The organism is Mesorhizobium helmanticense (genome assembly GCF_003034915.1).
GTDB lineage: Bacteria > Pseudomonadota > Alphaproteobacteria > Rhizobiales > Rhizobiaceae > Mesorhizobium > Mesorhizobium helmanticense.
Window position 1 is genome coordinate 102,747 of sequence record NZ_PZJX01000018.1, and the last position, 23,412, is coordinate 126,158.

General features: G+C 63.5%; 19 protein-coding genes. 1 reads left to right on the plus strand and 18 read right to left on the minus strand.

Features of this window, described 5'->3' with window-relative positions:
- Positions 1–41 precede the first annotated feature (41 nt).
- From tagF to tssA, 13 genes are read right to left on the minus strand one after another with little or no spacing between them, the layout of a single operon-like run.
- On the minus strand, positions 42–569 hold the full coding sequence (tagF, locus tag C9427_RS08160) for a type VI secretion system-associated protein TagF (protein ID WP_107648622.1): 528 nt from the start codon (positions 567–569) through the stop codon (positions 42–44).
- The gene (gene tssM, locus C9427_RS08165; RefSeq protein WP_107648623.1) at positions 566–4,102 is read right to left on the minus strand and encodes a type VI secretion system membrane subunit TssM; all 3,537 of its coding nucleotides are present in this window, start codon (positions 4,100–4,102) and stop codon (positions 566–568) included. Before tssM ends, tagF begins: the two co-directional genes overlap by 4 nt.
- Before the next feature lies 1 nt (position 4,103).
- Positions 4,104–5,426 carry a type IVB secretion system protein IcmH/DotU gene (gene icmH / locus C9427_RS08170; protein WP_107648624.1) on the minus strand — a complete coding sequence of 441 codons (1,323 nt, stop codon included), beginning with the start codon at positions 5,424–5,426 and terminating at the stop codon, positions 4,104–4,106.
- A gap of 4 nt (positions 5,427–5,430) precedes the next feature.
- Positions 5,431–6,765, minus strand: a complete 1,335-nt coding sequence (gene tssK / locus C9427_RS08175; RefSeq protein WP_107648746.1) for a type VI secretion system baseplate subunit TssK — start codon at positions 6,763–6,765, stop codon at positions 5,431–5,433.
- A 39-nt stretch (positions 6,766–6,804) separates the two neighbouring features.
- Positions 6,805–7,257 (minus strand): type VI secretion system lipoprotein TssJ, encoded by a 453-nt coding sequence (tssJ, locus tag C9427_RS08180; RefSeq protein ID WP_107648625.1) that lies wholly within the window; start codon positions 7,255–7,257, stop codon positions 6,805–6,807.
- 3 nt (positions 7,258–7,260) lie between these two features.
- Positions 7,261–8,721: a type VI secretion system-associated FHA domain protein TagH gene (tagH, locus tag C9427_RS08185; protein WP_107648626.1), complete on the minus strand. Its 1,461-nt coding sequence runs from the start codon at positions 8,719–8,721 to the stop codon at positions 7,261–7,263.
- Positions 8,718–9,836, minus strand: a complete 1,119-nt coding sequence (tssG, locus tag C9427_RS08190) for a type VI secretion system baseplate subunit TssG (protein ID WP_107648627.1) — start codon at positions 9,834–9,836, stop codon at positions 8,718–8,720. Before tssG ends, tagH begins: the two co-directional genes overlap by 4 nt.
- Positions 9,800–11,674, minus strand: a complete 1,875-nt coding sequence (gene tssF, locus C9427_RS08195) for a type VI secretion system baseplate subunit TssF (RefSeq protein ID WP_107648628.1) — start codon at positions 11,672–11,674, stop codon at positions 9,800–9,802. Before tssF ends, tssG begins: the two co-directional genes overlap by 37 nt.
- A gap of 3 nt (positions 11,675–11,677) precedes the next feature.
- Positions 11,678–12,433, minus strand: a complete 756-nt coding sequence (tssE, locus tag C9427_RS08200; RefSeq protein ID WP_107648629.1) for a type VI secretion system baseplate subunit TssE — start codon at positions 12,431–12,433, stop codon at positions 11,678–11,680.
- On the minus strand, positions 12,420–12,881 hold the full coding sequence (locus C9427_RS08205; RefSeq protein ID WP_008875170.1) for an Hcp family type VI secretion system effector: 462 nt from the start codon (positions 12,879–12,881) through the stop codon (positions 12,420–12,422). Before C9427_RS08205 ends, tssE begins: the two co-directional genes overlap by 14 nt.
- Before the next feature lie 48 nt (positions 12,882–12,929).
- Positions 12,930–14,435 carry a type VI secretion system contractile sheath large subunit gene (gene tssC, locus C9427_RS08210; protein WP_097574983.1) on the minus strand — a complete coding sequence of 502 codons (1,506 nt, stop codon included), beginning with the start codon at positions 14,433–14,435 and terminating at the stop codon, positions 12,930–12,932.
- 3 nt (positions 14,436–14,438) lie between these two features.
- Positions 14,439–14,978, minus strand: coding sequence for a type VI secretion system contractile sheath small subunit (gene tssB / locus C9427_RS08215; RefSeq protein ID WP_097574984.1), 540 nt, complete (start codon positions 14,976–14,978; stop codon positions 14,439–14,441).
- 6 nt (positions 14,979–14,984) lie between these two features.
- The gene (tssA, locus tag C9427_RS08220) at positions 14,985–16,166 is read right to left on the minus strand and encodes a type VI secretion system protein TssA (protein ID WP_107648630.1); all 1,182 of its coding nucleotides are present in this window, start codon (positions 16,164–16,166) and stop codon (positions 14,985–14,987) included.
- A 332-nt stretch (positions 16,167–16,498) separates the two neighbouring features.
- On the opposite strand from tssA, the gene tssH reads away from it, so the two are divergent.
- Positions 16,499–19,267, plus strand: coding sequence for a type VI secretion system ATPase TssH (gene tssH / locus C9427_RS08225; protein WP_107648631.1), 2,769 nt, complete (start codon positions 16,499–16,501; stop codon positions 19,265–19,267).
- 63 nt (positions 19,268–19,330) lie between these two features.
- Here tssH and C9427_RS08230 read toward each other — a convergent pair whose 3' ends face one another.
- From C9427_RS08230 to C9427_RS08250, 5 genes are read right to left on the minus strand one after another with little or no spacing between them, the layout of a single operon-like run.
- On the minus strand, positions 19,331–19,792 hold the full coding sequence (locus C9427_RS08230; RefSeq protein WP_167434288.1) for a MaoC/PaaZ C-terminal domain-containing protein: 462 nt from the start codon (positions 19,790–19,792) through the stop codon (positions 19,331–19,333).
- Entirely contained in the window at positions 19,789–20,865 is a 1,077-nt protein-coding gene (locus C9427_RS08235) for a Gfo/Idh/MocA family protein (RefSeq protein WP_107648633.1), read from the minus strand. The genes C9427_RS08230 and C9427_RS08235 overlap by 4 nt, the downstream gene beginning before the upstream one ends.
- The gene (locus tag C9427_RS08240; RefSeq protein ID WP_107648634.1) at positions 20,858–21,187 is read right to left on the minus strand and encodes an L-rhamnose mutarotase; all 330 of its coding nucleotides are present in this window, start codon (positions 21,185–21,187) and stop codon (positions 20,858–20,860) included. Before C9427_RS08240 ends, C9427_RS08235 begins: the two co-directional genes overlap by 8 nt.
- Before the next feature lie 8 nt (positions 21,188–21,195).
- Positions 21,196–22,308 (minus strand): mandelate racemase/muconate lactonizing enzyme family protein, encoded by a 1,113-nt coding sequence (locus tag C9427_RS08245; RefSeq protein WP_107648635.1) that lies wholly within the window; start codon positions 22,306–22,308, stop codon positions 21,196–21,198.
- 4 nt (positions 22,309–22,312) lie between these two features.
- On the minus strand, positions 22,313–23,410 hold the full coding sequence (locus C9427_RS08250) for an ABC transporter ATP-binding protein (protein ID WP_107648636.1): 1,098 nt from the start codon (positions 23,408–23,410) through the stop codon (positions 22,313–22,315).
- Between the last annotated feature and the right edge of the window lie 2 nt (positions 23,411–23,412).

A 23,412-nucleotide genomic window follows, 5' to 3' on the forward strand; every position in this document is an offset into this window, starting at 1 on the left:
ACGCCAGTGAACCGATATCCAGAGAACACCTTCTGCCTGCATCAACTGGTCTCCCAGTTGGCGGCGAAGATTTGTTCAAGCGTCGCTTGCGGAGATTGCGGGTCGATGTCGAAAATGTCCGAGCGGGCGGTCCACATCACCATGTCGTCGATGACATCTCCGCCCTCCTCAATGGGTGGCACCGGCAGGGCGGTCAGTGCGGCATCCAGTTCGTCGGGTGTGAGCTCAACGCGTTGGGCGGCGAAGGCCGCAGCCTCGATGCTGTCGAACCATTCGTCGCCATGAGTAAGCTGGAAGGGAGCTTCGGAGAGCTGCGCGACGACGCTCAGCGGGAACTGCCTGCCGACCCTGTCGGCGCTCTGCAAGATGATGCCCGCCGATGCGCCGAAGGAGGCAGGGCCAGCGAGAAAGCGCAGCGCCGTATTCTGCGGCCAGGCCTCCGAACCCATCAGCGGGACGATGTGCTGCGCCAGCCAGCGGTCCCAAACGCGCACAAAATCCCCCGGCAGCCGCCGCGTGACGAAATCGCCGGTGGCAGGCATTTTGCCGTAAAAGCCGGGCAGGATCATATCTGGGGCGGACATGAGAACTTCTTGAACATCTGAAGATTGTAGGGATTTTCGACGCTTGCCGCCTTGAGCTCGAAGTCGGCGTACATGCCTTGCGTGCCCAATCGCAGGCTGTAGACGTCAGACAGCGAGGTGCCGGTGAAGCGGCCGCTGCGTAGCATCCTCAGCCATGCCCAGCTGCCGGTCTCGTTGAGCATGATTTCGGGTGAGCCGTCGATCGGCTGGAAGGCAAGCGAGATGACGCCGGTGCCGTCCTTGCCGGGCCAGGTCATCGGCTGCGGGCGCGTCGCATTGTTGAAGTAGACGAGGTTCTGGCCATCGAGATTGAGCGTGACGCGTGTGACGTTCGGAGACAGATCCTTGGGCTCGAGCGTGAAGTTCATCACCGGACCCGTACCGCCGGGAAAGAGATCGTCGCGGATCCGCCTGGCCTGTTCGAACGCCGCCAGAGCCGAAGCGTCCAGGCCAAAATCGGCGCGCCATTTCCATGGCTGGCTGGCGGTGTCGACATAGCTGATCAGGTGATCGTTGATGAAGGCGTCGATCATTCCGGCCGGCCCGAACAGACGAGAAAAATCGCGGACATTGACGTCGACCGCGCTTTCGGGGCTGAAGGGATAACGGTCGTTCAGCGCTGCCTGGCAGAACGGCAGGATGTCGGCGCGCCAGATGGCGTTGAGCTCCGAGGTGACGGCCTTCTGCGTCAGGCCGCTGGTGTCGCCGGCGATGCCGCCGAGCCAGTCGTCGACCGGATCGGGCAGGATTTGCGCTTGCCTGGCGACCGCTCCCGTCAGCTCGGCTAGGCCGCCCTGCTTCTTGATGGCGTCCTGGGGATCGGGATTGGCCGTGACTGTCTGCAGCACGTTGGACAGGGCGGTCAGGGCCACCACCGCGGCATCGAGCGCCGGCGGCTGGCCGTCAACCTCGGCGATTGCGCCCTTGAGCGGTTTGAAGTGTTCGGCCACCAGACTGCCGGTCAGATCCACCTCGTCGGGGGAGCCCGCGCGCGGCAGCAGTTTGGCTCCCGTCTTGACGATCTTTCCCAACTTGCCGAGTTTGCCCAGCAGTTTCGAGCCGCCCTTGGCCGCTGCCTTGTTATCGGCCGGCGCTTCATCGGATCGGGTAAGGTCGGTCTCCTGAATGACTGCCGTGAGCAGGCGTTTCAGCGCGGAATCGGCGCTTGAAAGGTCCTTGAGATTCTCGCTGGCGACATTCAGGTCGGTCAACGGCGCGAGCCTCATATCGCGCAGGAAACTGTCCCATTGCGCGATGTAGTCTTCGTAATAGAGCTTCAGAATGTCCTCGGACAGCGCCGAGACGGAGGTCTCGGAATTTTCCGAACAGCCTCCGGCGAAGACCGCCCGATCCAGCGCCGCCTGGGCGGCGACATCCTCGACCCGGTCGAGAATGGCATCGTGGAAGCCGGAATAAGTGAATGCCCCCGAAATGCCGACGCGCAGCGTCTTGTCGGAACGCCGCGCAAAAACCTTGGCGCCGTTAGGTCCGGCGAAATTCGCGGGGATCCATTCCTTGAGCCCGGCCACCGCCGGGTCGGCCAGCAGCTGCCTGTAGGCACGCGCCGGCAACGAAATCGTGCAGACTGTTTTCAGCGCCTCGGCAACCAGCGCCTGATCCGGCGCGATATAGCTGTCGTCGACCGCCATGCGGCGGATCGCGGCAAGCTGGTGCTCTTCCGCGTCGGCGGTCGGAAAGGGCGCCGTGGGCGCGAATTCGGGCAAATCGTTCACCCACCAGTTCTGGACGAAATCGGAATCCATCTGTGACAGGCCCGTCATCATGCGATAGGTCTTCAGCGCCCCCAGCATGAAATCCGGATCGCGGATCTGCCGCCACATGGTTGCCTCGAGCAGAGCGATCATGTGCGGCTCGAGAACGTTGCGCAGAGAGTGGTCGTAGGTGTCGGCCTGCGCGCGCAGCAGCTCCGCCGAGGCCGATGGTCCGAGCAGATCCTGGGCACTGCCTGGCGGCGCCGTTCGGGCATTTGCGACCTCAGCCATCGCATTGAGCGCGCCATCGATGGCAGGCTGCGCCACCGACGCCGGGTTTGCCGCGGCCGCGGTCAGCGGCGTCTGCAGCGCCTCGAACTGGCTTACCTGCGCCGTGATCGCATTGCGGTTGTCATAGTAGGACCAGGTGAACATCGCGCCGGCCAACAGGGCCGCGGCGGTACATGCGGCGGCGGCGCCACGCCAGATCCAGGCGCGGCGGCGCTGCGCCAGCGGATCGAACGTCCCCAGGCCCGCTTCCCTGAAGATGACCTCGGTCAGCAGGTTCTTCAGGAAAAAGCTGCGTTTTTCGATGCGCTGCGCCGGCATGGCCCGTCGCGGCGGAAGACCGAAGGAAGAAGACAGCGCCGCGGCCAGCCGGTCGATGGGCGCCCCTTCCTGGGTCGCTGACGTCAGATAGAGGCCGCGCAGCCAGGCGGCTTCCTCGTACCGGCTTTCGCCGAACATTGCCTCGATCAGCACTTGGATTGGTTCGGACAGACTTGCGAGCTGGGCGGGAAACCTGAAGATCTCGGCGCGGGCGGCGAGTTTGTCCTCGTCCTCCAGGCGCGGCACCAGCCGCCGCTCGAGTTCCGTCGCCAGCGTGGCGATTTCCCGCTCTATGGTCTTTGCGTCGACGCGCGCGTCCAGCGCGAAGGTCGTCCCCCACACCTGCTCGCGCGCGGCCGTCGACAGGCCGCCGAAGAAAGCCTCGAAACCCTTGATCAGGTCGGCCTTGGTCAGCATCAGATAGACCGGAAGGCGGATCTCGAGCCGGTCGTTGAGCTCTGCCAACCGACGGCGGATCTTGCGACCATGTGCCTTGATGGCTTCGTCGCCCTCCGAAAGCACGTCGATCGATAGCGCGACGATCACCCCGTTCAGCGCCCGGCGACCCCGGTGCTTCTTCAAAAGGTCGAGGAAACCCAGCCATTCCGCCGCATCGACGTCGGGCTGGCTCTCCTGCTGGACATAGCGGCCGGCGGTGTCGATCAGAACCGCGTTTTCCGAAAAGAACCAGTCGCAGTTACGTGTGCCGCCAACCCCCTGCAGGTCGTCGGTCAGGTCGATCGGGAAGTTCAGCCCGGACTGCCGCAGGGCCGTGGTCTTGCCGGTGGCCGGCGGCCCGACGATCAAGTACCAGGGCATTTCGCGCAGGAACTTGCGCCCGCCCAGCTTGCGGCGCTTCAGTTCGGCCATCACTTCGGCAAACTTGGCACCGACGGCGGCGACGTTCTCCTCGCCCGGGCTGAGCGGCTTTTCCACCGCTGGCGCGGCGATCTCGGCGATGAACATGCGGTTGGCGCGGATCGCCCGGCGCTGGGCGACGATCAGCCAGATCAGCCAGAAGATGACCAGCAGCGCAATAATGACGATCCGCACAGTTTCCGAGGCGAAGGGTTCGTAAGCACCGACCCTGACGATCGGGCCGAACACCCAGATAACCAGGGAAAGCAGCGTGATGCCGATCAGCGTCCAGAGCCAGCGCGATGTCAGAACCGCCCAGAGGAAGCGCAGGATGAACATCTCACAGCCTCTTTTCGACCAGCACCTCGACGCGGCGGTTCAAGGCCCGGCCTTCGCGTGTGCTGTCTTTGGCTACGGGATCGGTGGCTGCGCGGCCTTCGGAACGAACGCGGTCCCGCGGCACTCCGCTCTGGACCAGCATGTCGGCAATGGTCGCCGCGCGCGCTTCGGACAGCCGCTGGTTGGTGGAGAGCGGATTGGAGCTTTGCAGCGGAACGCTGTCGGTGTGACCGACCACCGTGATGTTTCCGATCAGTTCCTGATTGGCGAGGATCACCTTGGCGATGGAACCGATCAGGGGCTCGAAACCGTCGGTCAGTTGCGCCCGCGACGACTGGAACAGTTCGGGGTTGGAGGCCTGAACGACCAGCTTCGCCAGGGAAACGCTCTCGGTACCTCTAAGGGCAGACCTGAGATTGGCCGGCGCCCCGGCTTGAAATTCCGGCAGCAGCGCAAAATCCACGGCCTCTGGCGGCGGCGCGTCGACCTGTGGCGACGTGCGGCTGATATCACCGCGGGTGGGAGGCGGCAGGGCGCGAACAAGGGCGGAAAGCTCGACCCCCTGGCTGCTTAGCCCCATTGAGAGCCCGATATGGATTGCGGTGGCGACAACAGCGGCGCCGAGCGCCATTACCCAGATCGGAACGATGAAGCGCTGCGGCTCGTCGGAGGCGATCACGCCTTTCCAGTTCGGCGACAGCGGCGCGCCTTCAGCGTCGGCATCGCGTAGGAAGCGTGCCGCCGCCACGCGAACGGCATTGAGCGAGCGGTCGCCCGACCGGCCGGGCACGCGATATTTGCCGCGGAAGCCGAGTGCCAGGCAATGATATTGCAGCTCCAGCAATTCGCGATCACGGTTCGGGTGGCGCTCCAGTTCGTCGAGACGGGTGAAGAACTGCGTGCCGGCATCGACATCGCCGCGGAGCATGACCACGAGCGGCTGACGCGGCCATGCGCTTGCACCGCCCCATGGCGTGTTCAACGCCAGATCGTCGAGCAGCGCCGCCACCACCCAGGCTGCCTGATCGGCTCGCTCCAGCGAGGATCCCGCCGCCATCGCCGTATCGCGTGCCCGAACCAGTTCGTCGAGCAACCGGGTGCGCAGCGCTTCCGGATTCTCCGGCGGCAGCGCGCTTTCAAGCTCGGGCGCGAATTCGAGCAAGGGTGCGAACGCATTGACAAGTGCGTTCGGGTGAGCGCGGGATCGCTTTATCGGCGCGCCTGGCAGGAGTGGCGCCATCGGGCGCGGCATCGGCGCGCCGGTCAGCCGTATGCGAGTGCGTTCACGATCCTCCGACAGTCCGAAAGGATCATCTCGGCTCATGATCTCACCTGTTCACCGAGTAGCAGTCCACCTGCGGCTCGCTCGGCAACACGCCCGAAACGCCGATGACGAAGCCTGGGGCATCGAGCAGCGAGGCCCAGTGCTCGCTCTTCTGGTCCAGCTCAAGGCACAGCCGATCGCCATCGTAGGGGATTTCACGGGGTTGCGAATGAAGCGGTTTCAGCGGGATGCCGGGCAGGCGGGACTTCCATAGGCCCTCGAACTGATCGGCTGCGCCGACAGTCGCCTGATTGACGAATATCTTGCGCAGCGCGTCCTCCGACAGCTCGGACCCGACCCGGATGACGATCCGGCTGGCCACCAGGAGCTTCGGATTGTCGATGCGGATCTTCCAGACATTGGTCGAATGCCGCATGACGGGCAGCGCGCGTGATTTCGGCTCGATGTAGCGCAGGCTCAGGATAAGCGAACGCAGGGCATCCGCCAGCGCCGAATATGCGGGTCCAGGCGCCATGTGATCGTAAGCCGGCAACTCGCCCAGCCGCCGCGCGCTGGAGCCATAAGTCGCCATCGAGCCGGCGAGACCGGCAAGCTCAAGATAAAGCTCGGCCGGATGGAAAACATCCTGCGCCAGCATGTGGGCCAGTCGCGGCCGCGCCGCATTGGCGAGATTGAGCATCAACAAATCTTCGACGCTGCGCCCTGGTCCGCCCATGACCATCTTGCCATGCGCCTCGGCGATCTGGTCGAGGCCGGTAACGACTTCCTGAAGCAATTGCCGATACCCGGCCACAGCGCCGGTAACCAAGGTCGGCGGCAGGAACGTCTCGTCCAGGGACACCCCGCCATCGGCTCGAACGCCCTTGATTTCGGCTATGGGCAGGGCGGTGTAACCGCCAACCGACTTTCCGGGGGCAAGCAGCAGCGCCTGCGGACGGGCGATCTCGATCTCTTCGGGGTCGGAACCTCCCTGCACGGCATCGCGCACCGCAACGATCCGCCCATGATAGCGTGCGCCGCTGGACGCCGTGTGTGCCGGATCGAAGCCGACGCCGCCGGGAGGTTCGAGCGGCAAGGCGACCAGCACCGCTCCGGCGCCCGTATCCGGCGTCACCGGTAGCGGTCGCGGCGCGTCCATCATGTCCGGGATCGAAAAGGGAGTCCCGTCCGGAAAGATGCCCCGTGCCGACAGGATCGAGACCTGGCCGGCATCGAGCATTGCCTGGTCCAGCGTCAGCTGCTGAAAGCCGAACGTGTGCAACTGCCCGGCCTGCAAAGCGCCGCGCACAGTCGCCTCGAAAAAACGATCCTGCTGCTGGAAATGCTGGGTCCGCAGAAACAGTCCTTCGGACCACAGCACCCTGTTTGCATCGCTCATGCCGCCACTCTCTGCATCGAGCACCCCTTGCCTTGGCCGCTAGGCGGAAATTCCGCCGCTACCAAGCGTTACGTTGACGGTAAATTGTGATCCCGGCGAAACGGACTTGGTTGTCCGCCAGTTTCTGCCGCCGGGCTCGCGGATCAGTGCAACGAAGCCCAGCGCAGTTGCGTCCGGCTCGACGGTGATGATTTTGGTCGCGGTCTTTCCCGGTGCGACCGACATCTGGTCGGATCCGATGAGGTCGCCTGCGAGCGCGGAGCCGGCATCGCCCTGCAGCGCGAAATAATCGGCCGAGTTGAATTTACCGGTGCTGCGCAGCCGCATCACCAGGACCGTCACGGGCCGGTCGCCGCCACCCGGTCCCGGGTTCATGCCGGCAGCGCCGGTCAGGTTGACCGTGATGGCCGACGGCTTTGGCGGACCGCTCTGGCAAGCCGCAAGCAGCCCCGTCGCGCCCAGGGCAATGACGAATTCGCGTCGATCGATCATGTCTCACTCCTCCTCATATGCGTCCCGAAAATCTGCGCCGATTTCACCAAGAAAGCTCGTTTCCGCGCTCTGGGCGATTTCACGATGGCGTTTCTGGTAGAGCTCCCACAGCTTGGCGCCACGCCCGCCTGAAAGCAGGGTGCCGATCGCGGAATTCGATTTCAGCTCTTCCTCGATCGCCGCCGGGTCAAAACGGTCAATCATCCGCCGCAAGGCGGTCTGCACGCCGCGCCAGGCGCGCACGTGATGTTGCGCGAGATCGCGGACCGCGTCGGCGATTGCTGCTTCGCCGGCGAGAAATCCGGGGCTACGCTCGGCGATAATGGTCACGATGGCGTCGTCGACCGTCGGCAGAAACTTGAGCGGATTGACCTCAGAAGCCCCGACCATCGTCTGGGCGACCCGAGCGCTTCCCTTTTCTTCGGCTCGCTTGCGCAGAAGCTGCATCAGGCCTTCCATCATCAGCCGATATTCGCGACCGAACTTCTCCATTTCCGCGGCGGTGTCGCGCCCCGGAAAATCGGCTTCCTCAATGCCCAAGCCACGCAGGAACGCCGTGCGAAGCGCCGTGTCATTGAGCCCCGCCGCTTCCGGCCGGGGAGCTTTGGCGGCAGCGCCCGTTCTTGGTGGAGGAGGCGCCTCAGCCGGTTGCGCGGGCAGGTCCCACGGATTGGCGGATTGCGGCCTTACGGCGGCGCGTTCGCGTTGACCGGACGGGCCGGCGCCGTTTTTCAAATCGGGCGTCGCGGCCGGCTCGAAACCAAAATCGTCATCGAATTCGGATGACTTTCCTGGAACGGACTCGGTTGCACCGTTGCGGGAAGGCACCGGATCGAGGCTGAATGGGTCAGCGGGGCCTGGCGCACCACGTGGTTCGGGATAGGCTGCGCCGTTCGGCGCGGGTGTTGATACCGGGTCGAGGCTGAACGGGTCGTCGAAGGCAGGTGAACTGCGCTGATTGGCACGCTCGAACGCTCCTGGCACCGGCTGCTCGAACGGGTTCGGCAGATCGGCCGGCCTCGGTCGCCGTGGCTCCTCTTCGACCTTGGCTGAAAAAAAGTCGTCGTGGCCGATGCTGATCGGTACACGAGACGCCGGCGGCGGGCGTTCCGCGACCGACTGACTGCTTGCCGGTGCCTGGGCTACCGGCGACTGCAGGTCGACGCATACGACATAGTCGCCCAGTCTGAGCCGCATGCCGCTTTGCAGCCGCGCGGACTGGCCAGCGCCCAGCGGACTGTTGGAGTCGTTGATGAACAGCCCGCTGCTCGACGTATCGGTGACGAAATATCCGTCCCGCCCGCCGGTGATCTTGCAATGGGCGCGCGAAACGAACATGTCGGGATCGTCGATCTGCCAGCCCGCGTCCGCGCTGCGGCCGATCACCAGTTCACCCTCGTCCAGCCGGGTCTGCCTAACCGCCTGGGTACGGGGTCCTTGCTCCAGCGTCAGCAGCAGGCTCATGCCGCGACCTCCGCCAATTCCGGCCGCCATCCGACGATCGTCCGCAGCCGCATATCGTCAGCATCTCCCCTTTCGGGGGGGCGCGCAAGCCAGGCGGTCCGGCCGAGCTGTACCGCTCCGATATGCGGCGGCGGCACGGCGTTGCGCGCGAGCACGATCCGCAGATCGACGTCGAGCGATTCCCCGACCATGTCGCGGACAGCCTGCTTGAATAATTTCAGGCTCTGGCCACCCGGCAGGAACGCCTTGAAGTCCTCATATCCGAGCGGGCCGACGCGGAGTTCGATCCGGCTTTGGCGGTTGAAAACGCGCGGGCCGATCGTCGCCCCGCGACCGAGCGCGGTGTAAGCCTTGGCAAGGCGCGTCTGGAGCGGGGCTGGTATGGTTATCCACGCGGCGACGAATTCCTTGAGCTGGACCGGCACCTTGAACGCTTCCGCCAGAAACAGCGTCAGGCGCTCCGGGCCGTCGACCTGGCTGGCGAGCGAAGCGGCCTGGCGAAGCTTCACCGTGTCGAGATCGGGATTCCCAGTGCCAGGCAGGCCGATCCCCGCCATGGCTTCAAGCATGGCGCGAACGCGGCCGCCGACCGCACGTTCCACCTGTACCGCGGGGTGGGCATCCGCCCAGGCCCGATAGTACAGGGCAATCATGCGGTGCTGAAGAATGTTGACGAAGTCCACGAAGGTCGTGTCGCTGGTCTGCCGCGCGTCGGCGCCGGTGAACCAGCGCTGCGACAGGCGATCGAGCACCCAACGCGTCAGATGCAGCGGCAAGGGGCCTTCCGGTCCCATCAGCCCGATATTTGCAACCGTGACCCGGGCCGGCACCCTGTCGTTCCCCGAGGATTTGTCCTTCGACGACTTGTCGTTCCCGGGCGTCTTGTCCTTCGCGTCGCGGAACTCAACCACGTCCTTGGCGGTAAAGCTGAGACGCACATGCTGTCCGAGCCTTGCAGGTTCGCGATCCGGCTGGCCGGAATAGCCGAACAGACCGCCCCTCCGTTCGAGCCGGCGCAGCAGCTCGAAGAAGTCGAACGATTCAGACAGCCCCTCGGCCCGGTCCAGGTCGAATGTGTCTAGATCAGGTAGCGATTGCCGGGCGTCATCGGCCATGGCACATCCTCCTGCTTCTGCAGCAGCCGCGTGCGGGTCCGCACAAAGCCGTTTATTCCGGCATGACGGGCAAACAGCCGCGCCAGCAAGGCCGAAAGCAGCAATGTGCTTTGCCCCGCCAGGACCGACTGGTCCACATGCAGCGTCACTTCCGTGCCCCGTCCGAAGCACATCGGCCCGTCGATCTGCAGCCGCTCGATGACCGACCGCGAGTCAACGCGAACGAACGAATGCACGTTGCGGGCGAGGCTCGGATCGCCCCGGTCGGCATAGAGATCGAGCAACGCATGCAGCGGATCCAGGCCGCGACCTTCCTTGGCAAGGCTGAGAAAGTTGAGCGCGAGTTGCGCCACGAGACGCCAGGCGAGATTGTCGGCGCGGGATTCGCCCTCGGCGCCCGCTGGCAGCGCCGCAGGGATGGCCGGCTGCGGTGAACGCAATGCGCCCAGGAGCCTGACTGTCTCGACGGGATCGCCTGTCTCCAGCGTCAAGGTGGGATTGTCGTCGAGGATCGGCAGATCGCGGTTGGTGCAAAGCGCCATGATGTCGACCCGCTTCAGCGGACGGTTCGGCGGGCTTCCAAGCGGACGGGAAATCGACAGGAACACATCGTCCCCGGTGTATGAGGTGCGGGTCAGGCCGTCGCGCCGTTCATCCTCGGTGGCCCGGCGAGGGCGCCGTTCGGTGGAGTAGACCCAGCCACTGCCGCGGTTTTGACCGAGGCTGAAGAGCTCCGGGATTTCGGCATCGTTGCCCTCGGTGTCGGCATCCTCGACGCGGGTGACCCGATAGATCTCGAAGTCCCGCGCCCGCGTGCGGTCGGCATGCAGTACTTGCCGCGTCTTGCGAGGATCGAGTTCGATGACGTTGCACTCACGCTCGAAGAGGTTGATGATCGGCGTTGCGAACAGTTCGAAATCGGCCGGTGTCAGGTCGGCAAGCTCGGCCACCGGACGCCGGAACATGAAGATGATCTCTATCCCGGCCTCGCATTTGCGCAGGACGGGTTGCAGCCCTGAAATCCGCACATAGTGGAAGCGCTCGGGCATCATGAAATATTCGCGCAGCAGTCGATACCCCTCGAATGTCGGACGGGTACGAGGCATCAGGGCCTCGTCGTCGCTGATGCCGACCATTTCGGGTTCCGGCAAAGGCGATAGCGGGTTGCTCTTGCCTTCGGCGCGTGCGCCGACCGCCGAGCAGGCGCCAAAAATCGCGTCAAACAGCAGCGGCGCCTTCGTGCGCCCGGCAAAATAGAGATCAAGCCTGTCCAGCGCCAATTCGTTGAGCTTGCCCTTACCGGTTCGAGCCAGCGTGATGCGGAGCGCTGCCTCGCCGCCCACACCGCCGATCGGCGTTATGCCTGCCGCCGCCAGCGCGCTGCGATCCTGAAAATAGCCGACCGAAGTGATGGCTATCGGCCACAGCGTCATTTCCTGCGCGGTGGTGAATGTGCAGCGCGTCGACAGGCCGGGTTGCAGGCTGGAGACCAGCCGCGTGTTGCGCTTGATGACATGGCCGGCAATCATCGACTGGACCTGCTGGCCGGGTTTCAGCACCGCCATCGCCGTTGCCGGCGCCGGTGAAACCAGATCGGGATAGAGGACATCGAGCACGCTGCGTGAAAACCGCGAGCGCTCCGCATCGACTTTCAGCCGGGTGCGCGCGGCGAGGAAGGCAACGCCGTCAAGCAGCCGCTCGACATACGGATCCGGACACGGGACCGTATCGAGTGAAAGATTGCGCGCCACAGCCGGATGCATGTCGGCAAATTCCGCCGCGAGTGCACGGATATGGGTCAGTTCCTCCTCGTAATACTCTACGAAGACCCGATCCATCTCTCAGGCTTCCCTAAATTCGGTCCGCGCCAAGCCGTTATCGAGATTGATCGTGGTGCGCAGCCGCATGCGTTCCGGCGTCGGCGTCATGATCAGCACAGCGTCTATCTCGATCTTCAGGCCCACGGTTTTGTCGCCAAGGGTCACCGTAACCTTTGTTGCGCTTTCCTTGAGACGTGGCTCGAACGTGGCGAGGATGGAACGGATCTCGCGCGCCAGGGTTTCGCGATCGAAGTCGCGGGACGAACGACCCGAAAACGAAGGCACGCCGTAATTGACCACACTTCGGCGAACCTCCGGAAAATCGGCAAGCGACGGCGGGTTGTCGGCGGCCTGTTCGCTTTCGAGATCGGAAAGAAGTGGAATGGCCTCGAAGCGCTCGGTGTTGAACAGAGCTTCGATGTCGCGACGCACGGCCTCCCTGAGGACACGGGCCGATACGACCACGCCACGGCTTTCGATCTCCGCACGATGCTGGGTTTGAAAGATCAGGCGATGCAGGCGCTGCTTCTGATCGGACGTGAGCTCGGCGTCGGCGTCGATGACCCGCGGGGTTCCCGCAACAAGGATGTCCAGCCGGTCTGTGCCAAGCTCGTCGTGCAAGACTTGGCGCAGCCCGTCTATTTCCGAGGTCACGCCCGGCAGGTCGTTGACGAGGCGGTCCCAGAGAGAGGGCTGGACCGCTTCGCGTTTCGCCCGCGAACTGCCGGTAACCTGCAGCTTGTCGGCGCCGGACCGCCGGGCCTCACTTGCCGACATAGACATCCATTTCGATTTCGTCGTCTTTGTCATAGACGAACTTGATCTTCTTGTAGGCGAAGCTGACCTCCTCCTGGATCAGGTCTTCCTCGTCCTCGGCCTGCGACATGTCGTATTCCATGATCGAGGCGTCGGTCAGGGTGACGACCAGGTAGTCGCTGGTCTCGCCGTCGATGGTCCGGCGTGCGGAGAACACAACTTCGTCCAGCGCCTTGTTGTCGAACAGCGCCTTTTTCAAATATGGCGACGACTTGTCATAGTGCTTGGTGAACTTGATCATGCCGAGGGACACACGACCGCGACGCGAGAGCGAATTCGGATCGTAAGGCGCGACTATCTTGTAGTCGACACCGTGGACTTCGATTTCATCTTCGTGGCCGTCGCGAACGCTTGGGCCTTTGATATCCGGAACCTTTAAAAAGCCATCGATCTTCACTGTTGTGGGCATTGTCTTTCTCCACCGCTTTCAATCAAAACAAGATGATGTTGCTGCAAATCAAGTCTTCACGGACGGTAGTTCCGACACCAGCCGGAGCGAGGCGTTGATACCCTCCAACTGGTAGTGCGGGCGTAGATAGAAGCGGGCATTGTAATAGCCCGGCCGCCCCTCGACGCTGTCCACCTGGACCTCCGCAGCGGCAAGTGGGCGCTTGGCGCGCGCCTTGTCGTCGGCGAAGGCCGGGTTGGCCAGCACGTAGCGGTTGATCCACTCGGTCAGCCAGATCTGCATGTCCGAGCGCTCCTTGAACGACCCTATCTTGTCGCGCGCGATCGCCTTGAGGTAATGCGCGAAGCGCGAGACCGGGAAAAGATAGGGCAGATTGGCGCTCAGCCGTTCGTTCGACTGGGCGTCGGGATCGACCAGCCGCCCGGCGCGCGTCTCGTCGTCCTGCAACGAATGCGCGCCGATGAAAGCCGCGAGATCGGTGTTTTTGCGGTGCAGGATCGGCATCAGGCCGAGCTTGGCCAGTTCCGCCTCGCGCCGGTCGTCGATGGCGACTTCCGTCGGGCACTTCATCGCGATCGATCCGTCGTCGGTCGGGAAGCTGTGCACAGGCAGGTTTATCACCGTGCCGCCGTTCTCGACGCCGCGAATCTGCGTACCCCAGCCATAGAGTTTGTGACTGCGGTTGATGTTGACGCCCATCGGGAACGCGGCGTTCATCCAGACGTATTTGTTGTGATCGGCCTGTACCTCTTCCTCGAAGGTGAAGCCCTTAACCGGAACGGTATCCGTGCCATACGGCAGTCGCGCCAGCACCCTTGGCATGGTCAGGCCGATATAGCGCGCGTCCTCGCTCTCGCGCAGCGATTGCCACGAGGCATAGGCCGGATTGGAGACGATCATCTGCAGGTCCTGCGGGTTCGGCAGTTCCTGCCAGCTGTCCATCCGGAACAGGCGTGGCGAGGCGGCCGCGATGAACGGCGTATGCGCCGAGGCGCAGATGCCGGACATGTTGCGCAACAGGCCGACGTCGCGCGGATGGTTCGAGAATTCGTAGGCGCCGACCAGGCAGCCGATCGGCTCGCCGCCAAGCATCGAATACTCGTCCGTATAGACTTTCTTGAAGATCGGGCTTTGATCCCACATCTGGCCTTCATAGTCTTCAAGCGTGTCGGCGAGCTGCTCCTTGGAAATGTTCATGACCCGGATCTTCAGCTTCTGATCCGTCTCGGTGTTGTTGATGAGATACCAGAGGCCGCGCCACGTGCCCTCCATCTCGCGCACTTCCGGCGCGTGCAGGATCTCGTTGACCTGCGTCGTCAGCATCTTGTCGATGCCTGCGATCAGCGACTTGATCGACTTGATCGCATTGGACGAAATAGTCGTGGTGTCGGAACGGGATTGCGCGGCCAGTGCCAGGTTACGCACGAGTTGCTGCAGCTTCTCGCTGTCGTCCTTCTTGACCTTGAAATCCTTCTCCAGCAGCCCGCTGAATTCTCCGAGGTCTATTGCTTCCGCCTCAGCGGTGACGGCTGCGGTTTTTTGCTGTTCGGCCATGACTTACTCCCCAGCCTTGTCGTCGTCGGATAGTGCCTGGTTGGCGATCTTGCCGAGAAGCGGCTCGTTGTTCAGAAGTTGCGCGATGCGCTTTTCGGCGTCGACACGGCCATCCATGAAGCCGAGCAGTTCCTCGAGCTGACGACGCATTTTGAGGATCTCGGCCAGTTGCGGAACCTGCTCAGCGATCTTGTCGGGGGCGAAATCGCCCATCTTGGTGAAGGTGAGGTCAAGCGCCAGTTCCTCGTCGCGCTCCTGGCCTTCGGCCTGCGGGAGCGTGTTCTTCACCCGCGCCTTCACCCGCGGCCCAAGCGCTTCCATGAACTTGGGGAAGCGGTTCGCGTCGGTCTCGACGAAAGCGCGGTCGAGTACCGATTTCGACGCTTCCTTGGTTTGCGAGGCACCGGAAAGATCGGCCATCACCCCCATGACGAACGGCAATTCGATTGTCGTCGGGCTGCCGTAGGTTTCAACGTCGTAGGCGATCTGCACCCGCGGCGCGCGATTTCGTTCGATGACCTTCGCTTTGCTTTCGGCTGGCATGTGTTGCTACCTTTCATCCTTCTGAGCGGCCTTCTTGGCATCGGGAACGCCGGCCAGGAGCCGGAATTCCTTCAGCCCCGAAGGGGCGAGATCTTCCATCAGTTCAACAAAATCCATGTGAACCATCCGGCGTACGCGCCGTGCCAGATGCGGGATCGGGCTCGACGGTTCGGTGCGGTCGTAGAAGGCGACAACAAGGTCAAGGCATTTGACGACGTCGTCGCGGGACGAGATCCGGTCGGGCAGGCCGCTGCTGCCGGACTCCGCGTAGCTTGCCATACTTGCCATCGTATCGGCTCCATGACCGTTTCGAGCAGGCGTTGCCGGTTCCGCGGGCGAGGGAGGAGGCTTCGCCGCGCCGTTCGTTGCAGCATCGGGGGCCGAATTCCGCTCGAGCGTCGTCAGCAGACGCTGCAGAAACCGCTTTAATTCCGCGGCAATGGCGCCGCCGCTGCCCTCAAGGTGAGCGTTGAGCGCCGTCTCGACCGCATCGAGGGCGGCGATCGCTGCCCGGGCGTCGGCGAGGAGCGACACCATCTCCGCATTGGCCTGGTCCGCCTGTGCCGCGCATCCGGCGCGTACCCGGTTCAGAAGCTGGCTGTGGGCGCTGGCCAGCGCCGCCTTTTCAGCCGCGTTCAGTCCCGAAGCGGCTTCCTGGAGCATGACACGCTCGTCGAGCGCGCCTTTTTCCAGATCGCGTCCGGTGATCGGTCCGATCGCGCGCGGCGCGAAGAACGTCCTTAGCCGCAGGTCCGCCAGCAGTCCGTCCTGGCCATTCTGGAGGTCTGCGAGGGCGTTGAGACGGCGCAAGGCCGCATCGCGTGGCGCAGCGTTCGGCCGCAACGCCGGATGCATGGTTTCCCAATATTGGTCGAAGCTCTTCGCAATCAGGGTCAGGCCCTGCGCGAATCCAGCCAGGCCCTGTTCATTGGCCAGCGCGCGCGCGACAAGGACAAGCAAGCGCAGGTCCCGGCCATGCGCGCGCAGTTCCTCGACCTTGCCGAGAACGGCGGGCCAGTCGACCGGTATGGTGCTTTGCGAGGCGGGCTTGTTGTTGCCGTCATGGACGACCTTGACCTGGGGCTCGGTGAGCCGCTCCAGCTCGTGGAAAGCGGGATCGTTGCGCAAATCCTTCCCGGACGGATTTTCACCGTCGAGAGGAGCAAGCCAGAGTGCGAGATCAATCACACAAACCCCCAGCGGGCAGCCCTGAAACCACGCGTGACGCTACGGTATCACACTGCGTCACTTTACCACAATTTAGTTGCTGCTTAAAAGTTAACAGAAGTCCGCAACCCAATCTTGAGCGCTGGGATCAGTGGCGTGATCGACGAGGCCTGTATGTGAAATTCATCGCATAGACGCCGGCAATTCCGTGGTTGTCTGCGACCCGAATGTGGGACTTATCCGCGAAACGGAAGCCGGCCGGGCCGGCGGCCGAGCGCTTATCCATCATGCGCTTTGTCAAGTCGCCACTAATGTGGCAGGTTGTTGGCTGGCAGATTTCAGGAGCAGGTTCAATGGAACAGCGCCGGTCATCGCAGAGTTTCAAGCGCAAGGAACTGGTCGGCAAGCTCAATCCTGTCTGTTTGCGGGCCTTCAAGGCTGCGGCCGACGCCGCCAAACTGCGCGGCAATCCCTATGTCGAACTCGTCCACTTCATCGAGCAACTGGTGCTTTCCGATCGCTCGGATGTGCAAATGATACTTGCCGATGCGGGAGTTGATGCAAGCCGGCTTACCGCCGACATGACCCGCGCCGTCGATAAGCTGCCCTACGGCGCGACTTCGATCGAGGAATTCTCCGACCATATCTTTCATGCCATCCAGGAAGGCTGGAACCTGGCGGGGCTGGAGTTCAACGTAGAGGAGGTTCGCAGCGCCCATATTCTCCTCGCTTGCTTGAAGACGCCGGTGCTGGAAGGCTTGCTGTCGAAGATCAGCGGCGAATTCGACAAGATCGATGCCGACGGTGTCGTCTCGCGCTTCGCCGATGTGGTGGAGGGCTCGCTCGAAGCCGGCGCCGCCCCGGCCGCTCCTGCCACTGAAACGCCGATGAAACGGGGCCCGGGCGGCGACTCGGCGCTGGCGAAATACGCCACCGACCTGACCCAGCGCGCCCGCGACGGCAAGATCGACCCGGTCGTCGGCCGTGATCCGGAGATCAGGCAGATTGTCGATATCCTGATGCGACGCCGGCAAAACAACCCGATCCTGACCGGTGAGGCCGGCGTCGGCAAAACCGCGGTCGTGGAGGGCTTTGCGTTGCGCATCGCCGAGGGCGACGTGCCGCCCACCCTGCAAGGGGTGAGCGTGCGCATGCTCGACGTCGGATTGATGCAGGCGGGTGCAAGCGTAAAGGGCGAGTTCGAAAAGCGGCTGAAGGCGGTCATCGATGAGGTTCAATCCTCCGAGACTCCGGTCATCCTGTTCATCGACGAAGCCCATACCTTGATCGGCGCCGGTGGTGCTGCCGGAACCGGCGATGCGGCCAACCTGCTGAAACCCGCGCTGGCGCGCGGCGAACTTCGCACCATCGCGGCAACAACCTGGGCTGAATACAAGCAGCACATCGAGAAAGACCCGGCGCTGACGCGCCGCTTCCAGGTGGTCAAGATCGACGAGCCGTCGGAGGCGGTCGCCGTTCTGATGCTGCGCGGTGTGGCTGGCGTCCTGGAGCAGCACCACAAGGTGCAGATACTCGATGAGGCGATCGAGGCGGCGGTCGGCCTGTCGCATCGCTACATCCCGGCGCGGCAATTGCCGGACAAGGCGGTGAGTCTTCTCGACACCGCCTGCGCCCGTGTCGCCATTTCGCAACATGCCACCCCTGCCGAGGTCGAGGATATCCTGCGCCGCCGGCAGGCGCTGGAGGTCGAGCGCGGCATTATCGGCCGCGAGGCCGCGATCGGCATCGAGGTGACCGACCGGCAGGCCCGGGTCGAAGCGGGACTTGCCGAAACCGAAGGTACCCTTGCCGCCGCGCAAGCACGTTGGGAGCGGGAAAAGGCGCTGGTTGCCGAGATACTCGAACTGCGCGCCAGGCTGCGCGGCGAGGGAGTGCCGCTCGATGAAGTGGCGACAGAGGAGGCGGCCACCGGAACGGCAGGCCCGGATGCAACCGAGACCGAAGTCTCTGAGACCGAAACGCCCGGGACCGTGGCGGCGGCAACAGCGACCACCGATCCTCCTCCGACCGATCCGGCCGCTGATCTTGCACGGCTGCGCGAACTTATGGCCGAACTGGCCGAGGCGCAGGGCGAGACGCCCCTGATCCTGCCGTCGGTCGACCGAAATGCGGTGGCGGCCGTGGTTCAGGACTGGACTGGCATCCCCACTGGCAGGATGCTGTCGAGCCAGACCGAAAAGGCGCTGCGGCTGGCCACCACTCTGTCCGAACGCGTGGTCGGTCAGGATCATGCCATGGAGATGATCGCCAGGCGCGTCCAGACCAGCCGCGCCGGGCTCGGTGCTCCGGAAAAGCCGGTAGGCGTGTTCCTGCTCTGCGGTCCCTCCGGCGTGGGTAAGACCGAAACCGCGCTGGCCTTGGCCGAAACGCTCTATGGCGGCGAACAGAACCTCATCTCGATCAACATGTCCGAGTTCCAGGAGGCGCATACGGTCTCCACCCTGAAGGGCGCGCCACCCGGCTATGTCGGCTACGGCAAGGGCGGCATCCTGACCGAGGCTGTGCGGCGCAAACCCTATTCGGTGATCTTGCTTGACGAGGTCGAGAAGGCGCATCCGGACGTGCATGAAATCTTCTTCCAGGTTTTTGACAAGGGGATGATGGACGACAGCGAAGGCCGCCGGATCGATTTCAAGAACACGCTGATCCTGCTCACTTCAAATGTCGGTTCCGAGGTCATCATGGACCGGACCAGGGACGGCACGGTGCGGGCAGGGCTCGACGATCTGGACACAGCATTGCGCCCTCCATTGTTGAAGGTGTTCCCGGCGGCCTTCCTTGGCCGGGTGGTAACCATCCCCTACTACCCGCTCTCGGATTCCATGATCGAAGCGATCACCCGCCATCAGTTTGCCAAGATCGCTCGCCGGCTGCGGGCAACCAACGATGCCGAACTGGTGATCGGTGACGGTGTCATGGATCTCGTCAAGGCCCGCTGCACCGAGATCGAATCCGGCGGGCGAATGATTGACGCCATTTTGACAAACACGCTTCTGCCGGAATTGAGCCGGGGGGTGCTGAACCGGTCGCTCGAGGGCGAAAAGATGACGAAGGTGACGGTTGGAGCCTCCGAAGGAGGTTTCACCTATTCTTTCGAATAGCTCAGGACCAATTCTGACGAAGGCTGGTCAATTCCAGATGGAAGCGTGCATGGAGCAGCGCATTCAAGCCTGCTTCGACTTGTCGCGACGTTCGACGACGTAGATATGGTCGGCCGCCAGGACGACGTCGCCATGCTGGTTGATCACCTCGCAGCGCTCGATTACCCGCCCTGACCCTGGCCGCTTGGGATCGTCTTCCTTGGCGGCAATGGTGGTGCGCGTGCGGATCGTGTCGCCGATGAACACCGGCTTGATGAAGCGCAGCCGGTCGTAGCCATAGGAAAAGGCGACCGGGTTGACGACGCTAGCCGTCAGCCCGACGCCGACCGAGAACACCAGCGTGCCGTGGGCGATGCGCTGGCCGAACGGCGTCGTCTTCATGAACTCGGCGTCCATGTGGTGCGGGAAGAAATCGCCGGTATGGCCGGCATGGACGACGAAGTCGGTCTCGGTGATGGTGCGGCCGCTGGTCAGGCGCGACGAACCGATCTCATAGTCCTCGAAATACTGGATCTGTTCCATCAGGGCCTCTCCGCGATCGGCGTCGCCGGCGCCGCACTCGACTGATAGGCCGCCTCGACCAGCGCCATCGTGCTCCAGGCATCCTCGACCGGGCTGATCAGCGTTGCGTCTTCTCCAGCCGCAAAACGCTGGACATTGGCCATACGACCGACGAAGGCATCGGGGAACCACTCGCCGGCCAATGGCACGGCGACCCAGTCCGTCCCGCTTTTCGGATAGATCTCCAGCACATCCGGCTCGCCGCGCGGATAGTCGAGATTGAGGCCGAGCTTGAGATAGGCAGCGCCTTCCGTGCCGCAGATGCGGAACTCGCAGGCCTGGTGCTGGCGGCCGAACTTGTGGTCGTGATTGATCGAGAGCGCGCAACGCACGGTGTCGCCATAGTCGAGAATGGCGCTGGTGCGCGTCTGCGCCACGGCATGGTTGGGATGGCCAAGCGTCTTGGCGTGCACACCTCTGGGATCGCCAAGCAATTGCCGGATCAGGTCGAGATAATGGATCGAATGCATGGCGATCTCGACGCGCGGCGCCTTGAGCAGGAACTCCCAGAGCTCCCATGGTGTCGCCAGCGCCAGCCAGGCGTCGAAGTCGACGATCTCGCCGAGCCAGCCCTTGGCGATGGCATCCTTGAGCGCCAGCATCATCGGCGCGAAGCGCAACTGGAAGTTCACGGCCGCCTTGAGGTTCTTGCCGCGGCAGATTTCGAGGATTTCTGTTGCCTCGCCGAGGTAGTTGCCCATCGGCTTCTGGATCAATGCGACCGCACCATCGGGTAGAGCCTTGAGTATCTCGGCGTGCCGCCCGGGCGGCGTGGCGAGGTCGAAGATCGCATCCTCGACGGCGGCCGCTTCCTCAATCGAGCGGAACACAGTCACGTCCCATTTCTCGGCCAGGGTCCGCGCCTTGGCCTGGTCCGGATCGTAGAGGCCGGCGACCGGGAAGCCGGCTTTCCTATAGGCCGGGAAATGCGCGTCGCCGACGATCGATCCCGCGCCGAAGGTGACGATCGGACGGGGCGCCGAGGGTTTGGGCCAGGCCTGGACGAGCGAGGCAGGGTCGAAACCGCCTTCAGTCATGATGGAAGACCTCGTCCATGTCAGCCCACCATTCGCCTTCCTTGCGGGTCGCGAGTGGCTCCTGGCATGGCATACAGACCGCCCACCACTCCTGGGTTTTCGGGTCGGCCGCCATTTTGGCCATGTCGGCCGCATAGTCGATGCCATGGTATTCGAAATAGCTGAACAGCAGGTTTTCCGGCCGCTTCAGGTAGATCGAGTAGTTCTTGATGTTGCAGGCCGAAATCATCGTCAGCACATCCGGCCAGACGGCGGCGTGAAGGCGGACATACTCCTCGACCTTTTCAGGCTTCAGCCCCAGCACCATCCCCATCCGCTGCATGCCCGTCCCTATCTGGTGATCGCCGTGGTGAATTCGGCGATGCTCATGGCCTTCACCGCATCCCAGTCCCAGTCGATGCCGATGCCCGGCTCATCAGGCGCCAGCGCCTGGCCATCCTCGATGCGCATATGCTTGCCGGTCAACTGGTCAAGTTGCGGAATGTACTCGACATATCTGCCGTTCTGAACAGCGCATGTCAGGCTGACATGCAGTTCCATCAGAAAATGCGGGCAGACCGGGATGTCGAAGGCTTCCGCCGCATGGGCAATCTTGAGCCAGGGCGTGATGCCGCCGATGCGGCCGACATCGACCTGCACGACCGAGCAGGCGCCTTTCTGCATATACTCGCGGAAATGACGGATGGAGTAGAGCGACTCGCCGATGGCAATCGGAGTCGGCGTCGAGTTCGACAACCGCACATGCCCGTCGATATCGTCGGCCGGCAGCGGCTCCTCGATCCAGGCGAGGTCGAGCTCGCGCAGCCTTGCGGCCCGCCGGATCGCCTCATCGACCGAAAAGCCCTGATTGGCGTCGGTCATGATCTCGTAGCCGTCGCCAACCGCCTTGCGCACCGCCGACAGGCGCGCCAGATCCTCGGCGCCGTGCGGCTTGCCGATCTTCACCTTCGAGCCACGAAAACCCTTGGCCTTGGCGGCCAACGCATCGTCGACCAGCGCCTGCGTCTCGATGTGCAGCCAGCCGCCTTCGGTCGTGTAGAGCGGGCAGCGGTCCTTGGCACCGCCGGCCAGTTTCCAAAGCGGCAAGCCCTGTTTCTTCGCCCGCAAATCCCAAAGTGCGGTATCTATCGCCGCGATCGCTATGGCCGTGATCGCACCGATCGTGGTGGCATGCGTGGCGAATTCGAGATCGTGCCAGATCGCTTCGATCATATCTGGGTCGCGGCCGATCAGGCGCGGCGCCAGATGGTCCGAGAGCAACCGCATCACCGAAGAGCCGCCGGTGCCGATCGTGTAGCTGTAGCCGGTGCCGACCGCGCCGTCGGAATCGGTGATCGTTACAACAGGCGTTTCCTGGCTGACGAAACTCTGGATGGCGTCGGTGCGCTTGACCTTGGGCACAAGGTCTACCATTCGCAGTTCGACCTTCTCTATTCTAGCCATGCCTTCAGCTCCGCAATGTCGTTCCGGTGTCGGCGGCAAACAGATGCGCCTGCGACATGTCGAGGCTCATGGCGACCCGCTCGCCCGGCCGCAGCGGTCTGGGGTTCAGCATGCGCGAAACCCAGTCGCTGCCGTTGAATTCGACGAACACCAGCGTCTCGTTGCCGAGCGGTTCGGTGACCGTGATCGGCAGTTCGATCTGATGGACGTCGGCGGCGCCGCCGGAGCTGATACCGTGGCCGGTCGGATAGATGTCGTCCGGCCGCAGCCCGAACACAACCTTGTCGCCGGTCGCGACATTGGCCTTGAACTGGCCGGGCAGCGGCAATTTTTCGCCGCTGGCGAAAACCATCTGGCCATCATCGATCGTCGCCTCATGTAGGTTCATCGGCGGTGAGCCGATGAAGCCGGCGACGAAGCGCGTCGCCGGCCGCCGAAACACCTCGTCGGGCGTGCCGACCTGCTCGATATAGCCGTCGCGCATGATGACGATGCGGTCGGCCAGCGTCATCGCCTCGACCTGGTCATGGGTGACGTAGATCACCGTCGACTGCACCTTGGCATGCAGTTTCTTGATCTCGGTGCGCATCTGCGTGCGCAGCTTGGCGTCGAGATTGGAAAGCGGCTCGTCGAACAGAAACACATCCGGATCGCGCACGATGGCGCGGCCCATGGCGACGCGCTGGCGCTGGCCGCCGGACAATTGCGAGGGCCGGCGGTCGAGCAACGTGTCGAGACCGAGGATGGCCGACGCCTCGGCGACGCGGCGCTCCATGTCCTCCTTGGCGGCGCCGGCGATCTTGAGGGAGAAGCCGAGATTCTCGCGCACCGTCATATGCGGATAGAGCGCATAGGACTGGAAGACCATCGAGATGTTGCGCGAGCGCGGCGGCAGGTCGTTGACGACGCGTCCGCCGATCTCGATAGAGCCATCGCTGATCTCCTCGAGCCCGGCGATCATGCGCAGCGTTGTCGACTTGCCGCAGCCGGAGGGACCGACCAGCGCGATGAATTCGCGATCGGCGATGTCGAGGTCGATGCCGTGCACGATCTCGATATTGCCGTAGCGCTTGGTCAGCTTGGTGAGGGAAACGGTTGCCATTG